Consider the following 17,413-nt stretch of genomic DNA (forward strand, 5'->3'; position numbering starts at 1 on the left):
TTACGCGGGAGGGTTTCGTCTCGGACAGGGGCCGGGTTTCGACGTTTCGTTACGGGGTCCGTGGAAGGGAGCGCCCGCATGGAGTCGAGGACCATGGCGGCGGGGCGGGACAGTTCCAGGTCGGGGCTGAGGCGTTGGATGGCAACGCATCCCGTGTAGAGGGCCAGGACATCGGGCACGGTGAGATCGGCACGGACCGCACCCTGGCGCTGGGCGGCGATGAGCAGGTCGCCGAGGGCGGTGTGGAAGCGCACCCCGGCGTCGGCGACCAGTTCGCGCGGCCAGCCGTCATTGCTGACCATGTCGCACACCGCCTGATTGCGGTGCGAGGACGTGATCACCTCGGTGCAGAACGAGAAGAACGCCGAACCGGCGTCGGGAGCGTCACGCAGCCGATGCGCCAGCCCGGTGAGCCGATCGATGCGCTGCTGCATAACCGCTTCCAGCAGCGCGGTTTTCGTCGGGAAGTGCCGATAGACGGTCCCCGCGCCGACCCCGGCGCGGCGCGCGATCTGGGCCAGCGAGACCGAGACGCCGTCCTCGGCGAGCGCCCGCTGCGCGGCGGCCAGTACCAGCGCACGATTGCGGCGCGCGTCGGCACGCGAGTTCGGAGTCGGACGGGACAGGGTGGGGGCGGACATTTCGTTACGCGGGTCCTTTCCGGTGGTGGCCAACCGGAAACGGGTGGATCTAGCTTTCGGATACGGGTCGACCGACCCGAATACTACCGAACGGACAGGCGACAATGTCTTCTCGTGATGTGACTGCTCGTGATGATCTGATCCTGGTGACCGGGGCGACCGGTAAGCAGGGCGGCGCTACCGTGCGGCGGCTGCTGGAGGTCGGGCGGCGGGTGCGGGTGCTGGTGCGTGACCCGGAATCGGCTGCGGCGCAGGAGCTTGCCGCGGCCGGTGCGGAGTTGGCTGTCGGGGATTTCGACGATCCCGGCAGCCTGACCGATGTCTTGGCGGGCGTGGGTTCGGCGTTTCTGGTGCCGCCCGCGGCATACGGGCCGACGGGCTGGGACGTCGAATTGGAGGTCGAGCGCGGAACCCGGTTCATCGAGGCCGCGCAGGCCGCGGGGGTGGAGTTCATCGTCTTCACCACCGTCGCCTCGCTGACCGACGACGGCAAATGGGGTGCGCAGGGCAAGCGACAGGTGGAGGCGGTGCTGCGCGAGAGCGGCCTGCACTGGACGATTCTGCGACCGGTCCGGTTCTTCGAGAACTACCTCATCCAGAACTTCCCGTTCGACGGCATCGACAACGGCGTGCACCGCCATCTGTTCCCCGCCGATCAGCCGATCCAGGCCATCGCGGTCGACGATGTCGCGGTGTTCGCGCAGCTGGCCTTCGACGATCCGGCCCGATTCCACGGGCAGATCCTGGAATTGGCCGGTGACGCCCGTCTGATGCCGGAGGCCGCGGCGGTGGTCGGCGCGGCGATCGGGCAGCCGGTGCGCTACGAGGAGGCTCCGGAGTCGGAGGCCGAGGCACTCGGCCCGGAGGTGGCGGCGGTCTGGCGGCTGGCGCGAGAGGGCCAGCACTGGCACGCCGACATCCCGGCGCTCCGCGAAATCCATCCCGGCCTGCGGACACTCGAGGCGTGGCTCGCCGAAACCGGTGCGGCGCGGTTGAAGTCGCTGCTGAACGGGTGAGCTCCGGAAGTCCGGCCGGGCGCGACCCGGGGCGAGGAGGCGCGCGGTCTCCTCGCCCCGGGTCGCCGGAATCGACCTACCGGTCGGTGGATTCGGCCGATCAGGCCAGTGCGCCGTCGTAATCCGGCAGCTTGAAGGTCTTCTGCGCGTGGCCGCCCGACAGGTCGGAGGCGCTGTTGCCGATATTGGCGACGATCGTGTACCCCTGCCCCTCGATCGCGGCGCGAGTGGCCGTCTTGTACTCGGCGAGCGCGGCCGCGCCGCTGGAGCCGGTGGTCAGTCCGCCGCCGTAGAGCCCGTCGACGGAGTAGCCGACCGAGCTCAGGTTGATCTGGGTGTAGAAGTTCATCAGCGACGGCCGCCCGGTCACGAAGATGATCGCCGCACCTTGGCTTTTCGCCCACTGCGCCAGCTTCAGGATGGGCGGGATGGCGGGGGTGATCGGGCCGGGGTGGTAGCTGGTCTCGAGCACGGTGTTGTCGACGTCGAAGACGATCGCGGGCTTCACCGCACCCGGCAGCGCGGTGGTCAGGTAGGTCTGGGCTTCGTTCGCGACGGCGGTGACGTCGGCGATCCACTGGCTTTCCGGCGGCAGATTGCCGCTGCCGCCCGAGCCGGACAGGGATCCGGTGCCGGACCCCGAGGCCGAGCCGGAGGATCCGGAATCGGCGAGGGCGACGGGGAGCGGGGCGACGAGGCCGACGGCGAGTCCGGCGGCCACTACGGCGAGGGAGCGTCTCATGGGGCCGGACGTTAGCGCCGACCCCGTGCGACGCGCAGGCGTTTCACTTTGGCCCGCACCAGAATTCCCGCTCAGCGGGATACGGGGGGCAACTCTCACAAACGAATGCGAGAGTCCCCGTCACGATGTCGCGCCGACCAGTTGCTCCCCGCGCATGCGCTGCGAGATGACCTGGGTGATGCCGTCACCGCGCATGCTGACGCCGTAGAGCGCGTCGGCGATCTCCATGGTCGGCTTCTGGTGGGTGATGACGATCAGCTGGCTCTTCTCGCGCAGCTGCTCGAACAGGCCGATGAGGCGGCGCAGGTTGGTGTCGTCCAGCGCCGCTTCGACCTCGTCCATGACATAGAACGGGGAGGGGCGGGCGCGGAAGATCGACACCAGGAAAGCGACTGCCGCCAGGGACTTCTCACCGCCGGAGAGCAGCGAGAGCCGCTTGACCTTCTTGCCCGGCGGGCGGGCCTCGACCTCGACGCCGGTGGTGAGCATGTCGGCCGGATTGGTGAGCAGCAGGCGACCCTCACCACCGGGGAACAGGCGGCCGAAGACGCCGGTGAACTCGCGCTCGACATCCTCGTAGGCCTCGGTGAAGACCTGCAGGATGCGCTCGTCCACCTCGGCGACGACGTCCATCAGGTCCTGGCGGGCCTTCTTGACGTCCTCGAGCTGGGTGTTGAGGAAGGTGTAGCGCTCCTCCAGCGCCGCGAACTCCTCCAGCGCAAGCGGATTCACCTTGCCGAGGGTGGTGAGGTCCTTCTCGGCGCGCTTGGCCCGGCGCTCCTGGGTGGCGCGGTCATACGGCATGGGCTGCGGTTCGCTGACGTCCTCGCCGCGCTCGCGGGCCTGCTCGTACTCCATCATCTCCAGCGCGGTGGGCGGCATGGGGACGTCCGGGCCGTATTCGGCGATGAGGTCCTCGAGCGAAAGGCCGAACTGTTCGGCGATATTCGTCTCGACCTGCTCGATGCGCAGGGCGGCCTGGGCACGGGCCACCTCGTCACGGTGCACGGCGTCGGTGAGCTGGGCCAGCTGGGTGGCGAGGGTGCGCGAACGCTCCTTGGTCTGCTCCACCTGGGCCGCGAATTCGGTGCGGCGGCGGACCAATTCGTCGCGGCGGACACCGGCTTGGGCGACGACCTGCTCGAGTTCGGCGGCCACCTTCTCCGCCGACTCGGCGACCACCGCGGCCACGGCGGCGGCCTGGCGGCGGGCGGCCTGGGCGCGTTCGGCGCGTTGGCGGTTCTCGCGTTCGGCGCGGGCGGCGCGGCGCAGCGAATCCGCCTTGCCGCGTACGGATTCGGCGCGTTCCTCGGCGGTGCGGACGGCCAGGCGGGCCTCGACCTCCATGGAGCGGGCCTCGGCGAGGGCGGCGGCGGCCTCCTCGCGGGCGTAACCGGCGGTCTCGGTGCCGGCGGCCTCGGGGTCCATGCCGTCCTGTTCGGATTCGGCGTGGCGCAGCCGTTCCTCGAGTTCGGCCAACTTGGCGAGGGTTTCCTCGCGACCGGTTTCGGCGTCGGCGCGCTGGGCCAGCAGGCGGTCGGATTCCTTTGCGGCGCTGCGGGCCGCCTGTCCGAGGCGGCCGAGGCGGTCGTAGATGGCGACCAGGGCCTGATCGGATTCGTGCAGGGCGAGCAGGGCGTGGTCGACGGCTTCCTTGCGGTCGGTCTGCTCGGCGAGCGCGCCGGACAGGGCGGCCTCGAGTTCCTCGGCTTGGCGCTGCCAGGAGGTCAATTCGTCCTTGGCGGAATCGATCTCGGCCTGCACCTCGAGCTGGCTGGGGGCGCGGTCGGAGCCGCCGAGCACCCAGCCGGAGCCGGTCAGGTCGCCCTCGCGGGTGACGACCCGCAGTTCGGGGCGGGCGGCGATGACCTGGGCCGCGGTGGCGAGATCGTCGGCGACGGCGATTCCGGCGGTCAGCGCGGCGATGGCGCCGCGCAGGTTCGCGGGGCAGTCCACCACTTCCGACAGCCAGCGGGCGGTGCCCGGTAGTCGTGAATCCGGCTGGCCCGCAGCGGCGTCCGAGGCACCGGCGAAGACCAGGGCGGCGCGGCCGCCGTCGGATTCCTTGAGGGCGCGGACGGCGGCGTGGGCAGAGGGCCCGGTGTCGGCGGCGACGGCGTCGGCGAGCGGGCCGAGGGCGGCGGCGACCGCGGCCTCGAATCCGCCATGGACACGGATCAATCCGGACAGCGGGCCGAGCAGGCCGTCGGTGCGGTTTTCGAGCAGCCAGGCCGCGCCGTCCTTGCGGCGCAGGCCCATGGTCAGCGCTTCGATGCGGGCGGTGAGGGAGGCGACGCGTTTACCCGCCTCGCGGTCCTTCTCGCGCAGTTCGGTGACGCGCTGATCGGCCAGCGCGAGGGCCTGGGCCGCGTGCTCGTAGGCGGTGTCGAGGCCCTCCTCGCCCGCGTCGAGTTCGCTGAGTTCGGCCTGCACGGCCTCGAATTCGGCGTTGGCCTCCTCGCCGCGGCGGCGGGCCTCGGCGATGCCCGCGGACATGCGGGTGATCTCGCCGTCCACGGATTGGGCGCGCGAGCGCAGGGTGTCGACCTGGCCGGACAGGCGGGCCAGGCCCTCGCGGCGGTCGGCGATGGCGCGGACGGCGGCGAGGTGGGCCTGTTCGGCGGCCTTGGCGGCCTGTTCGCGTTCGTGGAGTTGTTCGCGGGCGGCTTCCAGGGTCTCCGTGGCCATTTCGACCGCTTCGCGCAGTTCGGCCTCTTCGGCCTCGACGCGATCGGCCTCGCGCTCCAGCTGTTCGGGATCGCGGCCGGCGCCGACGGGTTGCTCGATGGTGAGGTTGCGCGCGCGGTCTCGCGCAATGCGGATAGTGGCATTGACACGTTCGGTCAAAGCGGACAGCTGGAACCAGGTCTGGGCGGCGGCCTCGGCGCTGGGCGTGAGCTTCGACAGCTCGAATTCCTGCTGCGCGAGCGCGGCATTCGCGGCGTCCAGCTCGGCCTGGACGTTGACCTGCTGCTCGCGGGCGTAGGCCTCCTTGCTCTGCTGGCTCTCCAGTTCGCGGCGGCGCGTCACCAGATCGTCGGCGGCCAGGCGCAATCGGGAATCACGCAATTCGGACTGGACGGTCGCAGCCCGGCGCGCCACCTCGGCCTGGCGGCCCAACGGCTTCAACTGCCTGCGCAATTCGGTGGTGAGGTCGGTGAGGCGAGCCAGATTCGCCTGCATGGCGTCCAGCTTCCGGACGGCCTTCTCCTTGCGCCGGCGGTGCTTGAGCACGCCCGCGGCCTCCTCGATGAAGGCGCGTCGATCCTCCGGCCGCGACTCCAGAATCGCCGACAGCTGGCCCTGACCCACGATGACGTGCATCTCGCGGCCGATACCCGAGTCGCTCAGCAGCTCCTGCACATCCATGAGCCGGCAGGCGTTCCCATTGATCTCGTACTCGCCCGCGCCGTCGCGGAACATGCGGCGCGTGATCGACACTTCCGAGTACTCGATGGGCAGCACCCCGTCGGAATTGTCGATGGTCAGCGTGACCTCGGCACGACCGAGCGGCGCGCGGCCCGCGGTCCCGGCGAAGATGACGTCCTGCATCTTCCCGCCCCGCAGCGCCTTCGCGCCCTGCTCACCCATCACCCAGGTGAGCGCATCGACGACATTGCTCTTCCCCGACCCATTGGGCCCGACCACACACGTGATCCCGGGTTCGAACCGCAACGTCGTCGCGGACGCGAAGGACTTGAACCCCTTCAGCGTCAGACTCTTCAGGTGCACAGCGGCCCAGACTACCCGCTCCCCCACGATTGCCCCGAGTATGCCGAACTTCGCGTCCGATCACGTCATTCCCCGCCCCACCAGCCACATCGCAATTCCGGACAGAAAAGACTCGAGTCTCCGCCAAGGGGAAGCACGAAGGTTGGACGCATGGACGACGAAACGCTGTACACGATCGGAGCGCTGGCCGAGCGGACGGGCCTGACGGTCAAGACCATTCGGTTCTACTCCGACAAGGGCATCGTTCCGCCGACCATGCTCAGCCCCGGCGGCTACCGCCTCTACGACCTCGAGGCCGTCGCACGCTTCGAATTGGTCCGCACCCTGCGCGAACTCGGCATGGACCTGGCCACCGTGCGCCGCGTCCTGTCCCGCGAAACCTCCCTCACCGAGGTCGCCGCGGCCCACGCCGAAGCGGTGGACGTCCAAATCCGCGTCCTACGCCTCCGCCGCGCGGTCCTGCGAGCGGTAGCCAAACGGGAAGCATCCGAAACGGAGATGGGATTCATGAACAAGCTGGTCCAGCTATCCGAAGCCGAACGCGACCGCATCATCCACGACTTCATCGACAACACCTTCGGCGCCTTCGACGGCAACCCCGCCGTAGTCGAACTCCTCCGCACCACCATGCCCGAACTCCCCGACGACCCAACCCCGGAACAGGTCGGCGCCTGGATGGATTTGGTGGAACTGGTGCAAGACAACGACTTCCGCACCGCCATCCGCCGCATGGCCGAATACCAAGCCAAGGAACGCGCCGCCGGCGACGACACCGGCCTCCACCACGACCTCACCGAAGCCGTCCGTGACCAGGTGGGCCGCGCCCTCGCCGAGGACATCACCCCTGGCAGCCCCGAAGCGGCGGCGATCATCGACGGATTGACCGCCCGCTACTCCAACACCTTCGGCAAACCCGATGATCGCGCACTCCGCGAGTGGATTCTGGAGCGGCTCGAGATCGCCAACGACCGTCGCGTGGAACGCTATTGGCAGCTGGTGGCCACCATCAACGGCTGGCCCGCGCTCCCCGACCTCGGTACGACCTTCGACTGGTTCGCGGCCGCACTCAGCAACAATCTCCGTCGCGGATAGTCCGGCGAACAAGACACGGAGGCAAGAGAACTGCGCTGCGCTTCGTTGACGCGAGGCTCAGCGCATTGCGACCGCCGTGAGGGCTGCCGGGCATTGCCATTACTGAAAGACCTCGTCGAGGGTGTCCGCACCCATCACACGAGTAGTCCAAACCCGCAGCCGGTCCAGATCCGCGCCGCGGACGGTGGCTATCGCCTGCGCAGTCGGCGCGCCGAATTTTTGAGACAGCAACTCGAGCAGGGCGTCAGCCCACGTCGCCACCGCCCGCGCTTCCGCCCGTGCTTCGCCCTCCGCATGGAGGCGATCCGCAGTTGTCATGATGATCTCCCTCGCTTCGGGACCGAGATGTTCGATCAGAGGGACCAGGTCGTACTCGCTGGTTTCGCTGACCTTAAAAATGTACCTCGCCATGCACTGAAGCTCGGCCTTGCCGCTTGGCCCGGACCAGACGGCCTCGATGTCCTTGTCCAGCGGCTTCAAGTCCTCGATCAGATGCATATTCCCAGGGGCGATCGCCAGGAGCACAAGCATCATGAATGCCTCTGGAGACAGGTTTCGTGCGCGCAGCGTAGGCACATCGGCCGTGGTGAGGTCATCGAGGAGGAAGCGCAGGCTGGGCAGATGGTCCCCGAGCGCGGCGCGGGTGGCGGGATCGACGTCGATCAGATCCGCAAGCTGCGTCGGTCTGTTCCAGCGACGGCCGTCGGGGCTGACATAGACGACCAAGGGGAACACCGCGGGCAGGGTGTTGGTCTTTGGGTGTTTGCTGATGTAGCGGTTCCAGATCTGAACCATGTACTCCAGCATCCGGAAGGCCATCAGCGGATGGGGCTGGCTCTGATGTTCGATCATCACGTAGATGAATGCCTCGTGGCCGTCGATGCGGGCACGGAACAGCAGATCGCCGATGCGCGAGCGCAACTCTGACGAGACGAAGTTGCATTGCTCTAGCTGGAGCGTTTCCCAGTCCACGCGCGCAACCAGGGCTGACGACATCACTGCCTGCAGCTGTCCGGCAGCATTTTCAGGCTTCTCCAGGACATGGCGGAAGTAGGAGTCGTGTGCGTTGTTCGGCTCGTCAGCCATGTTCGGGCAACCTACGCCGAAGCTGCGCTCCCGCGGCGGTTTCGGAGAGGCTCGCCATTCGACACGCGGCCAGGTCAGGCTGGGATCGGTGCAGGGAGGTGGCGTCGCCAGATTTCGAGGAGCGGGAGGGCGAAAAGAGTTGGGCCGAGCCAGGCTATGAGCTCCGAGGGACCGTATAGGGGGCCGTTGAGGGTGAAGGCTACGACGAGGGTGGCTGTCCAGAGGGCTGTGTAGGAGCCGCCCAGGCCGTGGACGTAGGCGTGGGTCCAGGTGCCTGGGCGGTGGCGGGAGCGGTGGCCCAGGTCGGCCAGGGCGTAGGTGAGGGCTGAGATGGGGATGAGCCACCAGAGGTCGGGGCGGTGCCAGAGGACCATGACGGTGGCTGTGATGCAGATGGCGGCAACGGTTTTCAGATACCAGGACCACCAGTTGAACGACGGGTGGGGCGGGGACTCGAGGTCGGTCCAGGCGACTATCGGGCCCAGGAGGAGGCCGAGGGTGCCGACGAGGATGTGCAGGGTCAGGAGGGCTGTGTATGTGGGCATGGCCCACCTCCACGGGTTTTGAGCGGGGCGGCCGGGGTGGCCGCCGGGCTCAGCGGGTGCGGGAGCGGTTCCAGGCCGAGGATTCCCAGCCCATGAGGACGCGGAAGACCAGGACCGCGCCCCAGGGGCCGATTACCCAGATGGGCCAGGGGTAGGTGAATTCGCCTGCGGCCACGGAGATCGCGGCCCAGATGAAGAGGACGAGGAGGCTGACGCCTAGCCAGGCGCTGCCTTCGATCTGCTGCCAGATGGGGAAGCGGGTGCGCGAGACGGATTGGGGCGCAGCGGTCTTCGAGAGTTTGGGGAGGTCTTGCAGGACCAGCTGGAGGTCCTCGCGGGTGGTCGTCGCGTAGACCTGGGTCAGGCGGTCGTTGTATTCGGCCAGGTCGAGGCGGCCTTCGGTGAGGTGGCGGCCCAGCAGGTCGGCGATGTGGGCGCGCTCGGTGTCGGAGGCGCGGGTGCCGGTGGTGATGTCCATGTCGATACCTAACGGGCTGGCGGTGGCTGATATTCCATTGTGGAACGTAGAACCAAGGATAAACCTCCATTGTGGAATGTCAAGCAATTGAAGTGAGGGCGGGTGCCAGCACATTTGCCAGCAGGGGTGATGTGATGCGATCGTTAGTGCCAGTTCTCGGACAAGGAGTCATCGTGGACCTCGACTGGTCGCCTGCCGATCTGGCGTTTCGTGATGAAGTGCGCAGCTTCCTCGACGAAAAGTTAACCGACGATCTTCGCCGTGCCGGACGGCTGGCGACCAGCGTCTATCCGGATCACGAAGCCAGCATGAAGTGGCAGGCCATCCTGCACGAGAAGGGCTGGGCCGCCCCGGCGTGGCCGGTGAAGTACGGCGGCTGCGACTGGAGCCTCACCCAGCACTACATCTTCGGCCGCGAATGCACCCTGGCCGGCGCACCGAACCTGTCCCCCATGGGGATTCGCATGGTCTCGCACGCCATCATGGCCTTCGGCACCCGCGAGCAGAAGGACTTCTTCCTGCCCCGCATCCTCACCGGCGAGGTCTTCTTCTGCCAGGGCTACTCCGAGCCCGAGGCCGGTTCGGATCTGGCGTCGCTGTCCATGGCCGCGGTCGCCGACGGCGAGGATTTCGTGGTCACCGGCTCCAAGATCTGGACCACCCACGCCACCGAGGCCAACTGGATCTTCGCCCTGGTCCGCACCTCCAAGCAGGCCAAGAAGCAGCAGGGCATCACCTTCCTGCTCATGGACATGCGCACCCCGGGCATCGAGATCCGGCCGCTGGTCATGACGTCCGGCGAGCAGGTGCAGAACCAGGTCTTCTTCGACCAGGTCCGGGTGCCGAAGGCCAATGTCCTGGGCCAGATCGACGACGGCTGGACCGTGGCCAAGTACCTGCTCAACTTCGAGCGCGGCGGCGGCGCGGCGGCCCCGGCGCTGCAGGTGATGGCCGAGGAGCTGGCGCAGGCCGCCAAGGATCAGCCCGGCCCGAACGGCGGCGCGCTCATCGACGATCCGGCCTTCGCGCACAAGCTGGCCGACGCCCGGCTGCGCGCCGATGTGCTGGAGATCCTCGAATACCGCACGCTCGCACTGGTTTCCAGCGGCAAGGATCCGGGCCCGGCCGCCTCCACCATCAAGATCCTGGGCACCGAGCTGAGCCAGGCGCTCACCGAACTGGCCCTGGAGGCCGCCGGTCCGCGCGGTCGCGCGTATCAGCCGCACGCCACCATGCCGGGCGCCGCCGTCGCCGACTTCACCCCGCCCGCGGACGGTTTCGTCGCCGGCGAGGAGTGGCAGGCGGTCGCCCCGCTGCGGTACTTCAACGACCGCGCCGGCTCGATCTACGCCGGTAGCAACGAGATTCAGCGCAATATCATCGCCAAAGCCACCCTGGGACTGTAGCCATGGACTTCTCTTTCACCGCCGAGCAGGAGCTGCTCCGCGACACCGTCACCGAATTCCTCGCGGCGCGTTACCCTCTCGAACCCAGCCGGGCCGCGGCCCGCACCGGGGCCGGATGGCAGCCCGAGATCTGGCGCGGATTGGCCGAGGAGGTCGGGATTCTCGGCGCGAGCCTGCCGGAATCGGTGGGCGGCATCGGGGGCGGCCCGGTCGAGACCATGGTCATCGCCGAGGCGCTGGGCGCGGCCCTGGTGCTGGAACCGTATGTGGACACCGTGGTGGTCGGCGGCGGCCTGCTGCGCCGCAGCACCGGCAAGCGGGCCGAGGACCTGCTGTCGGGCATCGCCGCCGGTGAGGTCGTCACCGGATTCGCCGCGCTGGAACCGCAATCCGGCTACGACTACACCAATGTCGCCACGACCGCGGTCCGCGACGGCGACGACTGGCTGCTCACCGGCGAGAAGACCGTCGTCACCTCCGCCCCGCTGGCCACCCATCTGCTGGTGACCGCGGCCGTGGCGGGCGATATCGCCTTGTTCGTGGTGGATTTCGACCCCGCCAACCCGCCCGCCGGTCTCACCGCGCGCTCCTACCGCACCATCGACGAGCGCCAGGCCGCCGACCTGAGCTTCGAGAATCTGCGCGTGCCCGCCGATGCCCTGCTGCTCGCGCAGGCGGGCGCGGCCATCGCCGCCACCCTCGACGAGGCCATCGCGGCGGTCTGCGCGGAAACCGTCGGAGCCATGCGCAAGGTGGTCGCCGACACCGTGGCCTACACCAAGCAGCGCCAGCAGTTCGGCGTTCCGATCGCCAGCTTCCAGGCGCTGCAGCATCGCATGGTCGACATGCTGCTCGAGCTCGAACAGGCCGTGGCCGCAACCTATCTGGTGACGCTCAAGCTGGACGCCCCCGCCCCCGAGCGGGCCCGCGCCGCGTCGGCGGCCAAGGCCACCATCGGCCGCGCCGCGCGTCGCATCGGCCAGGAGTCGGTGCAGTTGCACGGGGCCATGGGCATGACCGAGGAGCTGGCCATCGGGCATTTCTTCAAGCGGCTCACCGCGGTCCAGTACGAGTTCGGCACCACCGATCAGCACATCGCCCGCTACGCCGCGTTGACGCGGCCGTAGCGTTCGCGGACAGCGCCGGGATTACCGGCGCTGTCCGTAACCTCCGCTGACGGGTATCCGTTCGGCATCGCGCACCCCCGGCTGTCGCGCGGCAGCTGCCCCGCGCGCCGAACCACGGACGGCGAGCACGATTACCAGCGCCAATGCGGGTCCGGTGACGAAGCACAACACACCCAGCGCGATCAGCAGAACGGTTCCCACGTGCGGATTATTGTCTGCCTCGCGGCATTTCGCACAATTACGGCAAACACGGCTCTTGCGGCAAACACCTCGCCGGACGCGACCGGTCGATCGGTGTGACCGGGCTCATAGCCGCGGTGCCGTCACGTCCGCGGCGGCTGTCTCGTCCAAGGGGTGCATTCGAACCGGACGAGAGGACGACACCATGTCGCGAATGAACCTGAGCGAGGTTGCCCCCGAGATCTACCAGGCGTGGGTCGCCGCCGAGATCGCCATTCGGCGCGGGCCGCTCGACGCCACCGTGCGGGAACTGGTGAAGATCCGGGTCTCCCAGATCAACGGCTGCCTGTTCTGCATCGACATGCATGCCACCGAGGCCCGCAAGGAGGGCGAGACCGAGCGCCGCCTGTGGCACCTCAACGCCTGGCGGGAGTCGGCGCTGTTCACCGACGCCGAGCGGGCCGCCCTGGAATACGCCGAGGCCGCAACCGAACTCGGCCCGCACGGGGTGAGCGACGAGATCTGGGCCGGGGTGGAGAAGCACTTCGACGAGGGGCAGCGCGCCGGACTGGTCGCGGTGACCGCGCAGATCAACCTGTGGAATCGGATCGGTGTGCCGATGCGGCTGGAGCCGCTCGAGCCCTAGCCGCGCCAGGCCGCGCGCGGGAATGTCGTTGACAGGCCCGCGCGGCCTGTGGCTGATTGTCGGTATGGGCAGCCGCAGCGCAGGCGAATCCGGCCGAGCCGAGGACGAGACCGGACAGGTGCGGATCGCCGCCGTGGGCGATCTGCACATGCGGGAGAGCATGCGCGGGCGTTTCCGCCCCGCGCTGCTCGACCTCGGCGCGCACGCCGACATCCTGCTGCTGGCGGGCGATCTCACCAATGGCGGCACCCTGCGCGACACCGACGCCCTGTGCGCCGAGATCGCGGACCTGCCGGTCCCGGTGGTCGCCGTCCTCGGCAATCACGACCACGACCGACGGCTGGGTTTCCGAATCGCGGTGCAGCTCACCGATATCGGCGTCCACATGCTCGACGGCACCTCGATCACCCTGCCCGTCAACGGTATCGGCGTGGGCATCGCGGGCGTCATGGGCGGCAGCGGCGGATTTCCGGGCCACCCGGGCAATCCCGCCGAGGGCAGCGTCGAGCACCGCCAGCGCTTCCGCCGCGGCCCCGCCGATGCCCTCCGCCTGCGCGCCGCCCTGGAATCCCTCGACTGCGACATGCGCATCGCCCTCATGCATTTCGCCCCCGTCGTGGACACCCTGGTCGGCGAGCCGCCCAAGATCTATCCGGGCCTGGGTTGCCAGGACCTGGCCGAGGCCGTTGACGCGGGCGGCGCGGCCCTGGCGATTCACGGACACGCCCACGGCGGCACCGAATTCGGCCGCACCCCGGGCGGCGTCGAGGTCCGCAATGTCTCCTACCCCGTCATCCGCAGCGCCTACCGGATCTACCAACTGCCCCTGGTGAACAACCACCGCTGATCGACCGGTTTCGGTCCCGCAACACCAATCGATCTTGACATATCCTTTGCGCGTGAATCCCCGGCTATGGGTCGTATCCTGCACGTATGCATGCCGCTCAGATGGCCGAGGAATATCCGGTGATCGATTTGGACTCCGACGCGATCGACGCGGCGAGGTTGCTGGCCGAACATCGGCTGCCGGGGATCCTGGTGACCGACGGGAACGGGAAGCCGCATTCGGTGCTGCCCGCCTCGCAGGTGGTGCTGTTCATCGTGCCGAAGTACGTGCAGGACGATCCGTCGCTGGCGGGGGTGCTCAGCGAGAACATGTGCGGGCAGGTGGTGAAGCGGTTGCGGGGGAAGAAGGTGCGCGACGTGATTCCGGAGCGGCTCACCAAGATTCCGGCGGCCAAGGCCGACGACAATTTCGTCGAGGTGGCCGCGCTCATGGCCAAGTACAAGTCGCCGCTGGTGGCGGTGCAGGACGGCGACACGCTGCTGGGCGTGATCACGGCCTCGCGCCTGCTGCAGATAGCGCTCGCGAACTGAGCCCGCCGGGGTGGCGACCATGAGCGTCGCCATCGCCGTCGCGGTCTTCACCGTCTCCTACCTCCTCATCGCGTCCGAGCGCGTGCACAAAACCGTTGCCGCGCTGGTCGGTGCGGGCGTGGTGATCCTCGTCGGCATCATGGACTCCGACGACGTCTTCTACTCCCACGAGACCGGCGTCGACTGGAACGTCATCTACCTGCTGCTCGGGATGATGATCATCGTCGGCGTGCTGCGCCAGACCGGTATCTTCGAATACGTCGCCATCTGGGCGGCCAAGCGCGCCAAGGGTTCCGCGCTGCGGGTGATGATCCTGCTGGTGTTCATCACCGCGACCGCGTCGGGCTTCCTCGACAATGTCACCACCGTGCTGCTCATCGCCCCGGTGACCATGCTGGTGTGCGAGCGCCTGGAGATCTCGCCGCTGCCGTTCCTCATCGCCGAGGTGCTGGCCTCCAATATCGGCGGCGCGGCCACCCTGATCGGCGACCCGCCCAACATCATCATCGGCAGCCGGGCGGGGCTGTCGTTCAACGACTTCTTCCTGAACCTGACCCCGATCGTGCTGATCGAGCTGGCCGTGTTCACGCTGCTGCTGCCGCGACTGTTCCGGGGCTCCTTCGACGTCGATCCCGAGCGCGCCGCCGACATCATGCAGCTGAACGAGCGGGAGGCGATTCAGGATCCAAAACTGTTGATCAAGTGCGGAATTGTGCTCGCGGCCGTTTTCGCGGGATTCTTCGGCCACCCGATTTTCCACCTCGAACCGTCGCTGGTGGCATTGCTCGGCGCGGGCGCGCTGGTGCTGATTTCCGGTCTGCCGCAACGCGATTACCTGTCCGCGGTGGAATGGGAGACGCTGCTGTTCTTCGCCGGTCTGTTCGTGATGATCGGGGCGCTGGTGAAAACCGGTGTGATCGGCCGATTGGCGAAATACGCGACCGAACTCACCGGCGGAAACGCGCTCGTGGCAACCATGCTGATACTCGTCGTGTCGGCGGTGCTGTCGGGCATCATCGACAACATCCCGTACGTGGCGACCATGAGCCCACTGGTGGCAGAGCTGGTGGAGCATCTCGACAATCCGGCCCGGGCGGACGCGCTGTGGTGGGCGCTGGCATTGGGCGCGGATTTCGGTGGCAACCTCACAGCAGTCGGGGCCAGCGCGAACGTGGTGATGCTCGGCATCGCCAAGCGCTCCGACCATCCGATCTCGTTCTGGGAATTCACCCGGAAGGGCATTCTGGTGACCGCGGTCACGATTGTGGTGGCAGCTCCGTATCTGTGGCTGCGCTATTTCATATTCGCCTGACCAGCGACAAAAGGCACAACACGGACACCTTCTGTGTGGCGATTCGTAATTTTCGGGACCGCTGACCGACAATGGCAGCCGCCATGTCCATATCCAGCACCGATCAGCCGACCGCACCGGACAGCGACCGTCAGGACGCCCCGGCGGCCCCCTCGATCCCCGGCGCCTACCGGCTGGATCTGGACGGACTGCGCGGTATAGCTATCGCCCTGGTGGTGGCCTTCCACATCTGGGCCGGGCGGGTGTCCGGCGGCGTGGACGTGTTCCTGGTGCTGTCCGGATTCTTCTTCACCGGCATGCTCATCCGCCGCGCCGACGGCGGCCCGGTGGGCGTGCTGACCACCGTGCGGCGCACGCTGCGGCGGCTGCTGCCCGCCATGATCGTGGTGCTGGCCGCGGTGGTGGTCGCGACGGTGACGCTGCTCCCCCACACCCGCTGGTCCGATATAGCGGGTCAGACGCTGGCTTCGCTGTTCTACTACCAGAACTGGTACCTGGCGCTGTCGTGGTCGGACTATCTGGCCGCCGATCCCTCGGTGAGCCCGCTGCAGCACCTGTGGTCGATGTCGGTGCAGGGGCAGATGTATCTGGCGCTGCTGCTGGTGGTCGCGGGAGTGGCGTGGCTGCTGCAGCGGGCGGTCAAGGCGGGTGCGTGGAAACTGGCCGCGGAGCGTCCGGTGCTGCGCAGCCTCGGACAGCACGGCGTGTTGCGGGTGACCCTCGCGGTGGTCTTCGGCATCGTGGCGCTGGCCTCGTTCTGCTATGCCACCGAAGGGGTTTCGACCCAGCAGGGCTGGAACTACTACGACACCTTCGCCCGCGCCTGGGAACCGCTCGCGGGTGCGCTGCTGGCGATCGCCGCACCCCTGGTCAATCTGCCCAAGCCGGTGCGTGAAGCCTTCGCCTGGACCGGAATCGCGGCCATCGCGTGCTGCGGCTGGATGGTCAACGGCGTGCTGGTCTTTCCGGGCCCCGCCGCGCTGATTCCCGTATTGGCCACCGTCGCACTGATTCTCGCGGGCGCGGGCCGCGACACCGCCGACCAGCCGCTGATCAATCGCGGCCTGGCCTCGTTCCCGATCGTGCAGCTCGGCGGCTTCGCCTACGCGCTGTACCTGTGGCACTGGCCGATTCTCATCTTCTACCTGGGCGAAACGCATCAGCGGCGAGCCGGGGCGATCGGCGGACTGGGCATCATCCTGGTGTCGCTGCTGCTGGCCTACCTGACCCACCACCTGGTCGAGGAGCCGCTGCGGCTGCGCTCCAAGCCGTCCGCCACCCCGGCGCGCGCCCGGCTGCTGGCGGGCGTGGCGGTCTCCACCGTCGGTGTGCTGCTGCTGGGTTCGACGCTGGCCTGGCAGTGGAGCATGGGCGCGAAGGCGCACGCGGTGGGCGAGCTGGACCCGTCGAAGTATCCGGGCGCGGCGGCGCTCACCGACCACGCCCTGGTCCCGCGCGCTCCCATGCGGCCGACCACCGAGGAAGCCCCCGCCGATATCGCCTACCCGACCCGCGACGGCTGCATCTCCGATTTCGACACCCGCGCGGTCATCACCTGCACCTACGGCGACCACGACGCCCACCGCACCCTCGCCGTGGTCGGCAATTCCCATGCCGAGCACTGGGTTCCGGCCCTGCAGATTCTCGGCGAGCAGTACCACTTCCGGGTCGTCGTCTACCTGAAGATGGGCTGCCCGCTCACCGTCGCCGAGGAGCCCCTGTACAAGGGCCAGCAGAATCCGGACTGCCGGGACTGGTCCGCCGAGGTCATCGAACGGCTCGGCGTGGAGCACCCCGACTTCGTCTTCACCACCGCCACCCGCCCCAGCGACAGCGGCGGCGACGAGACCCCGCAGGACTACGTGGACGTCTGGTCGGCGCTCTCCGACAAGGGCCTGCAGATCATCGGCCTGCGCGACACTCCCTGGCTGCGCCGCAACGGCATCCGCTACCGCGCCATCGACTGCCTCGCCTCCGGCGGCAACCGCCTCAGCTGCGGCCTCAAGCGCAGCGACGCCCTCTCCCCCGAGAAC

General features: G+C 68.3%; 16 protein-coding genes. 9 read left to right on the plus strand and 7 right to left on the minus strand.

What is annotated here, in order from left to right:
* On the minus strand, nucleotides 1-641 hold a 641-nt coding region (locus ACAM49_RS31380; RefSeq protein WP_369639175.1), incomplete at its 3' end, for a TetR/AcrR family transcriptional regulator.
* Nucleotides 642-760: 119 nt separating this feature from the next.
* Here ACAM49_RS31380 and ACAM49_RS31385 point away from each other — a divergent pair.
* Nucleotides 761-1,657, plus strand: coding sequence for an NmrA family NAD(P)-binding protein (locus ACAM49_RS31385; RefSeq protein ID WP_369639176.1), 897 nt, complete (start codon nucleotides 761-763; stop codon nucleotides 1,655-1,657).
* Nucleotides 1,658-1,757: 100 nt separating this feature from the next.
* On the opposite strand, the gene ACAM49_RS31390 is transcribed toward ACAM49_RS31385, so the two are convergent.
* Complete coding sequence (locus ACAM49_RS31390) at nucleotides 1,758-2,399, minus strand: HAD family acid phosphatase (RefSeq protein ID WP_369639177.1); 642 nt, start codon at nucleotides 2,397-2,399, stop codon at nucleotides 1,758-1,760.
* Nucleotides 2,400-2,519: 120 nt separating this feature from the next.
* Entirely contained in the window at nucleotides 2,520-6,131 is a 3,612-nt protein-coding gene (gene smc / locus ACAM49_RS31395; RefSeq protein ID WP_369639178.1) for a chromosome segregation protein SMC, read from the minus strand.
* 150 nt (nucleotides 6,132-6,281) lie between these two features.
* On the opposite strand from smc, the gene ACAM49_RS31400 reads away from it, so the two are divergent.
* A complete protein-coding gene (locus ACAM49_RS31400; RefSeq protein WP_369639179.1) occupies nucleotides 6,282-7,223 on the plus strand; it encodes a MerR family transcriptional regulator in 942 nt (313 codons plus the stop codon).
* A 99-nt stretch (nucleotides 7,224-7,322) separates the two neighbouring features.
* Here ACAM49_RS31400 and ACAM49_RS31405 read toward each other — a convergent pair whose 3' ends face one another.
* The 3 genes from ACAM49_RS31405 to ACAM49_RS31415 form a co-directional block, all read right to left on the minus strand.
* Nucleotides 7,323-8,309, minus strand: coding sequence for an Rpn family recombination-promoting nuclease/putative transposase (locus ACAM49_RS31405; RefSeq protein ID WP_369639180.1), 987 nt, complete (start codon nucleotides 8,307-8,309; stop codon nucleotides 7,323-7,325).
* A gap of 74 nt (nucleotides 8,310-8,383) precedes the next feature.
* Nucleotides 8,384-8,854, minus strand: coding sequence for a hypothetical protein (locus ACAM49_RS31410; protein ID WP_369639181.1), 471 nt, complete (start codon nucleotides 8,852-8,854; stop codon nucleotides 8,384-8,386).
* A gap of 49 nt (nucleotides 8,855-8,903) precedes the next feature.
* Complete coding sequence (locus tag ACAM49_RS31415) at nucleotides 8,904-9,332, minus strand: DUF1707 domain-containing protein (protein WP_369639182.1); 429 nt, start codon at nucleotides 9,330-9,332, stop codon at nucleotides 8,904-8,906.
* 173 nt (nucleotides 9,333-9,505) lie between these two features.
* Here ACAM49_RS31415 and ACAM49_RS31420 point away from each other — a divergent pair, with 173 nt between their 5' ends.
* Nucleotides 9,506-10,738 (plus strand): acyl-CoA dehydrogenase family protein, encoded by a 1,233-nt coding sequence (locus ACAM49_RS31420; RefSeq protein WP_369639183.1) that lies wholly within the window; start codon nucleotides 9,506-9,508, stop codon nucleotides 10,736-10,738.
* Between the two features lie 2 nt (nucleotides 10,739-10,740).
* Nucleotides 10,741-11,865, plus strand: coding sequence for an acyl-CoA dehydrogenase family protein (locus tag ACAM49_RS31425; protein WP_369639184.1), 1,125 nt, complete (start codon nucleotides 10,741-10,743; stop codon nucleotides 11,863-11,865).
* Between the two features lie 21 nt (nucleotides 11,866-11,886).
* On the opposite strand, the gene ACAM49_RS31430 is transcribed toward ACAM49_RS31425, so the two are convergent.
* Nucleotides 11,887-12,066, minus strand: coding sequence for a hypothetical protein (locus ACAM49_RS31430; RefSeq protein ID WP_369639185.1), 180 nt, complete (start codon nucleotides 12,064-12,066; stop codon nucleotides 11,887-11,889).
* A gap of 193 nt (nucleotides 12,067-12,259) precedes the next feature.
* Here ACAM49_RS31430 and ACAM49_RS31435 point away from each other — a divergent pair, with 193 nt between their 5' ends.
* From ACAM49_RS31435 to ACAM49_RS31455, 5 genes are all read left to right on the plus strand, one after another.
* Complete coding sequence (locus ACAM49_RS31435) at nucleotides 12,260-12,691, plus strand: carboxymuconolactone decarboxylase family protein (RefSeq protein WP_369639186.1); 432 nt, start codon at nucleotides 12,260-12,262, stop codon at nucleotides 12,689-12,691.
* Nucleotides 12,692-12,755: 64 nt separating this feature from the next.
* A complete protein-coding gene (locus ACAM49_RS31440; protein WP_369639190.1) occupies nucleotides 12,756-13,538 on the plus strand; it encodes a metallophosphoesterase in 783 nt (260 codons plus the stop codon).
* A gap of 86 nt (nucleotides 13,539-13,624) precedes the next feature.
* The gene (locus ACAM49_RS31445; RefSeq protein ID WP_369639187.1) at nucleotides 13,625-14,068 is read left to right on the plus strand and encodes a CBS domain-containing protein; all 444 of its coding nucleotides are present in this window, start codon (nucleotides 13,625-13,627) and stop codon (nucleotides 14,066-14,068) included.
* Between the two features lie 19 nt (nucleotides 14,069-14,087).
* Complete coding sequence (locus ACAM49_RS31450; RefSeq protein WP_369639188.1) at nucleotides 14,088-15,380, plus strand: SLC13 family permease; 1,293 nt, start codon at nucleotides 14,088-14,090, stop codon at nucleotides 15,378-15,380.
* A gap of 83 nt (nucleotides 15,381-15,463) precedes the next feature.
* Nucleotides 15,464-17,413, plus strand: a 1,950-nt coding sequence (locus ACAM49_RS31455) for an acyltransferase family protein (RefSeq protein ID WP_369639189.1), incomplete at its 3' end; no start/stop codon positions are given.

The organism is Nocardia sp. JMUB6875, from assembly GCF_041154655.1.
Taxonomy (GTDB): Bacteria; Actinomycetota; Actinomycetes; order Mycobacteriales; family Mycobacteriaceae; genus Nocardia.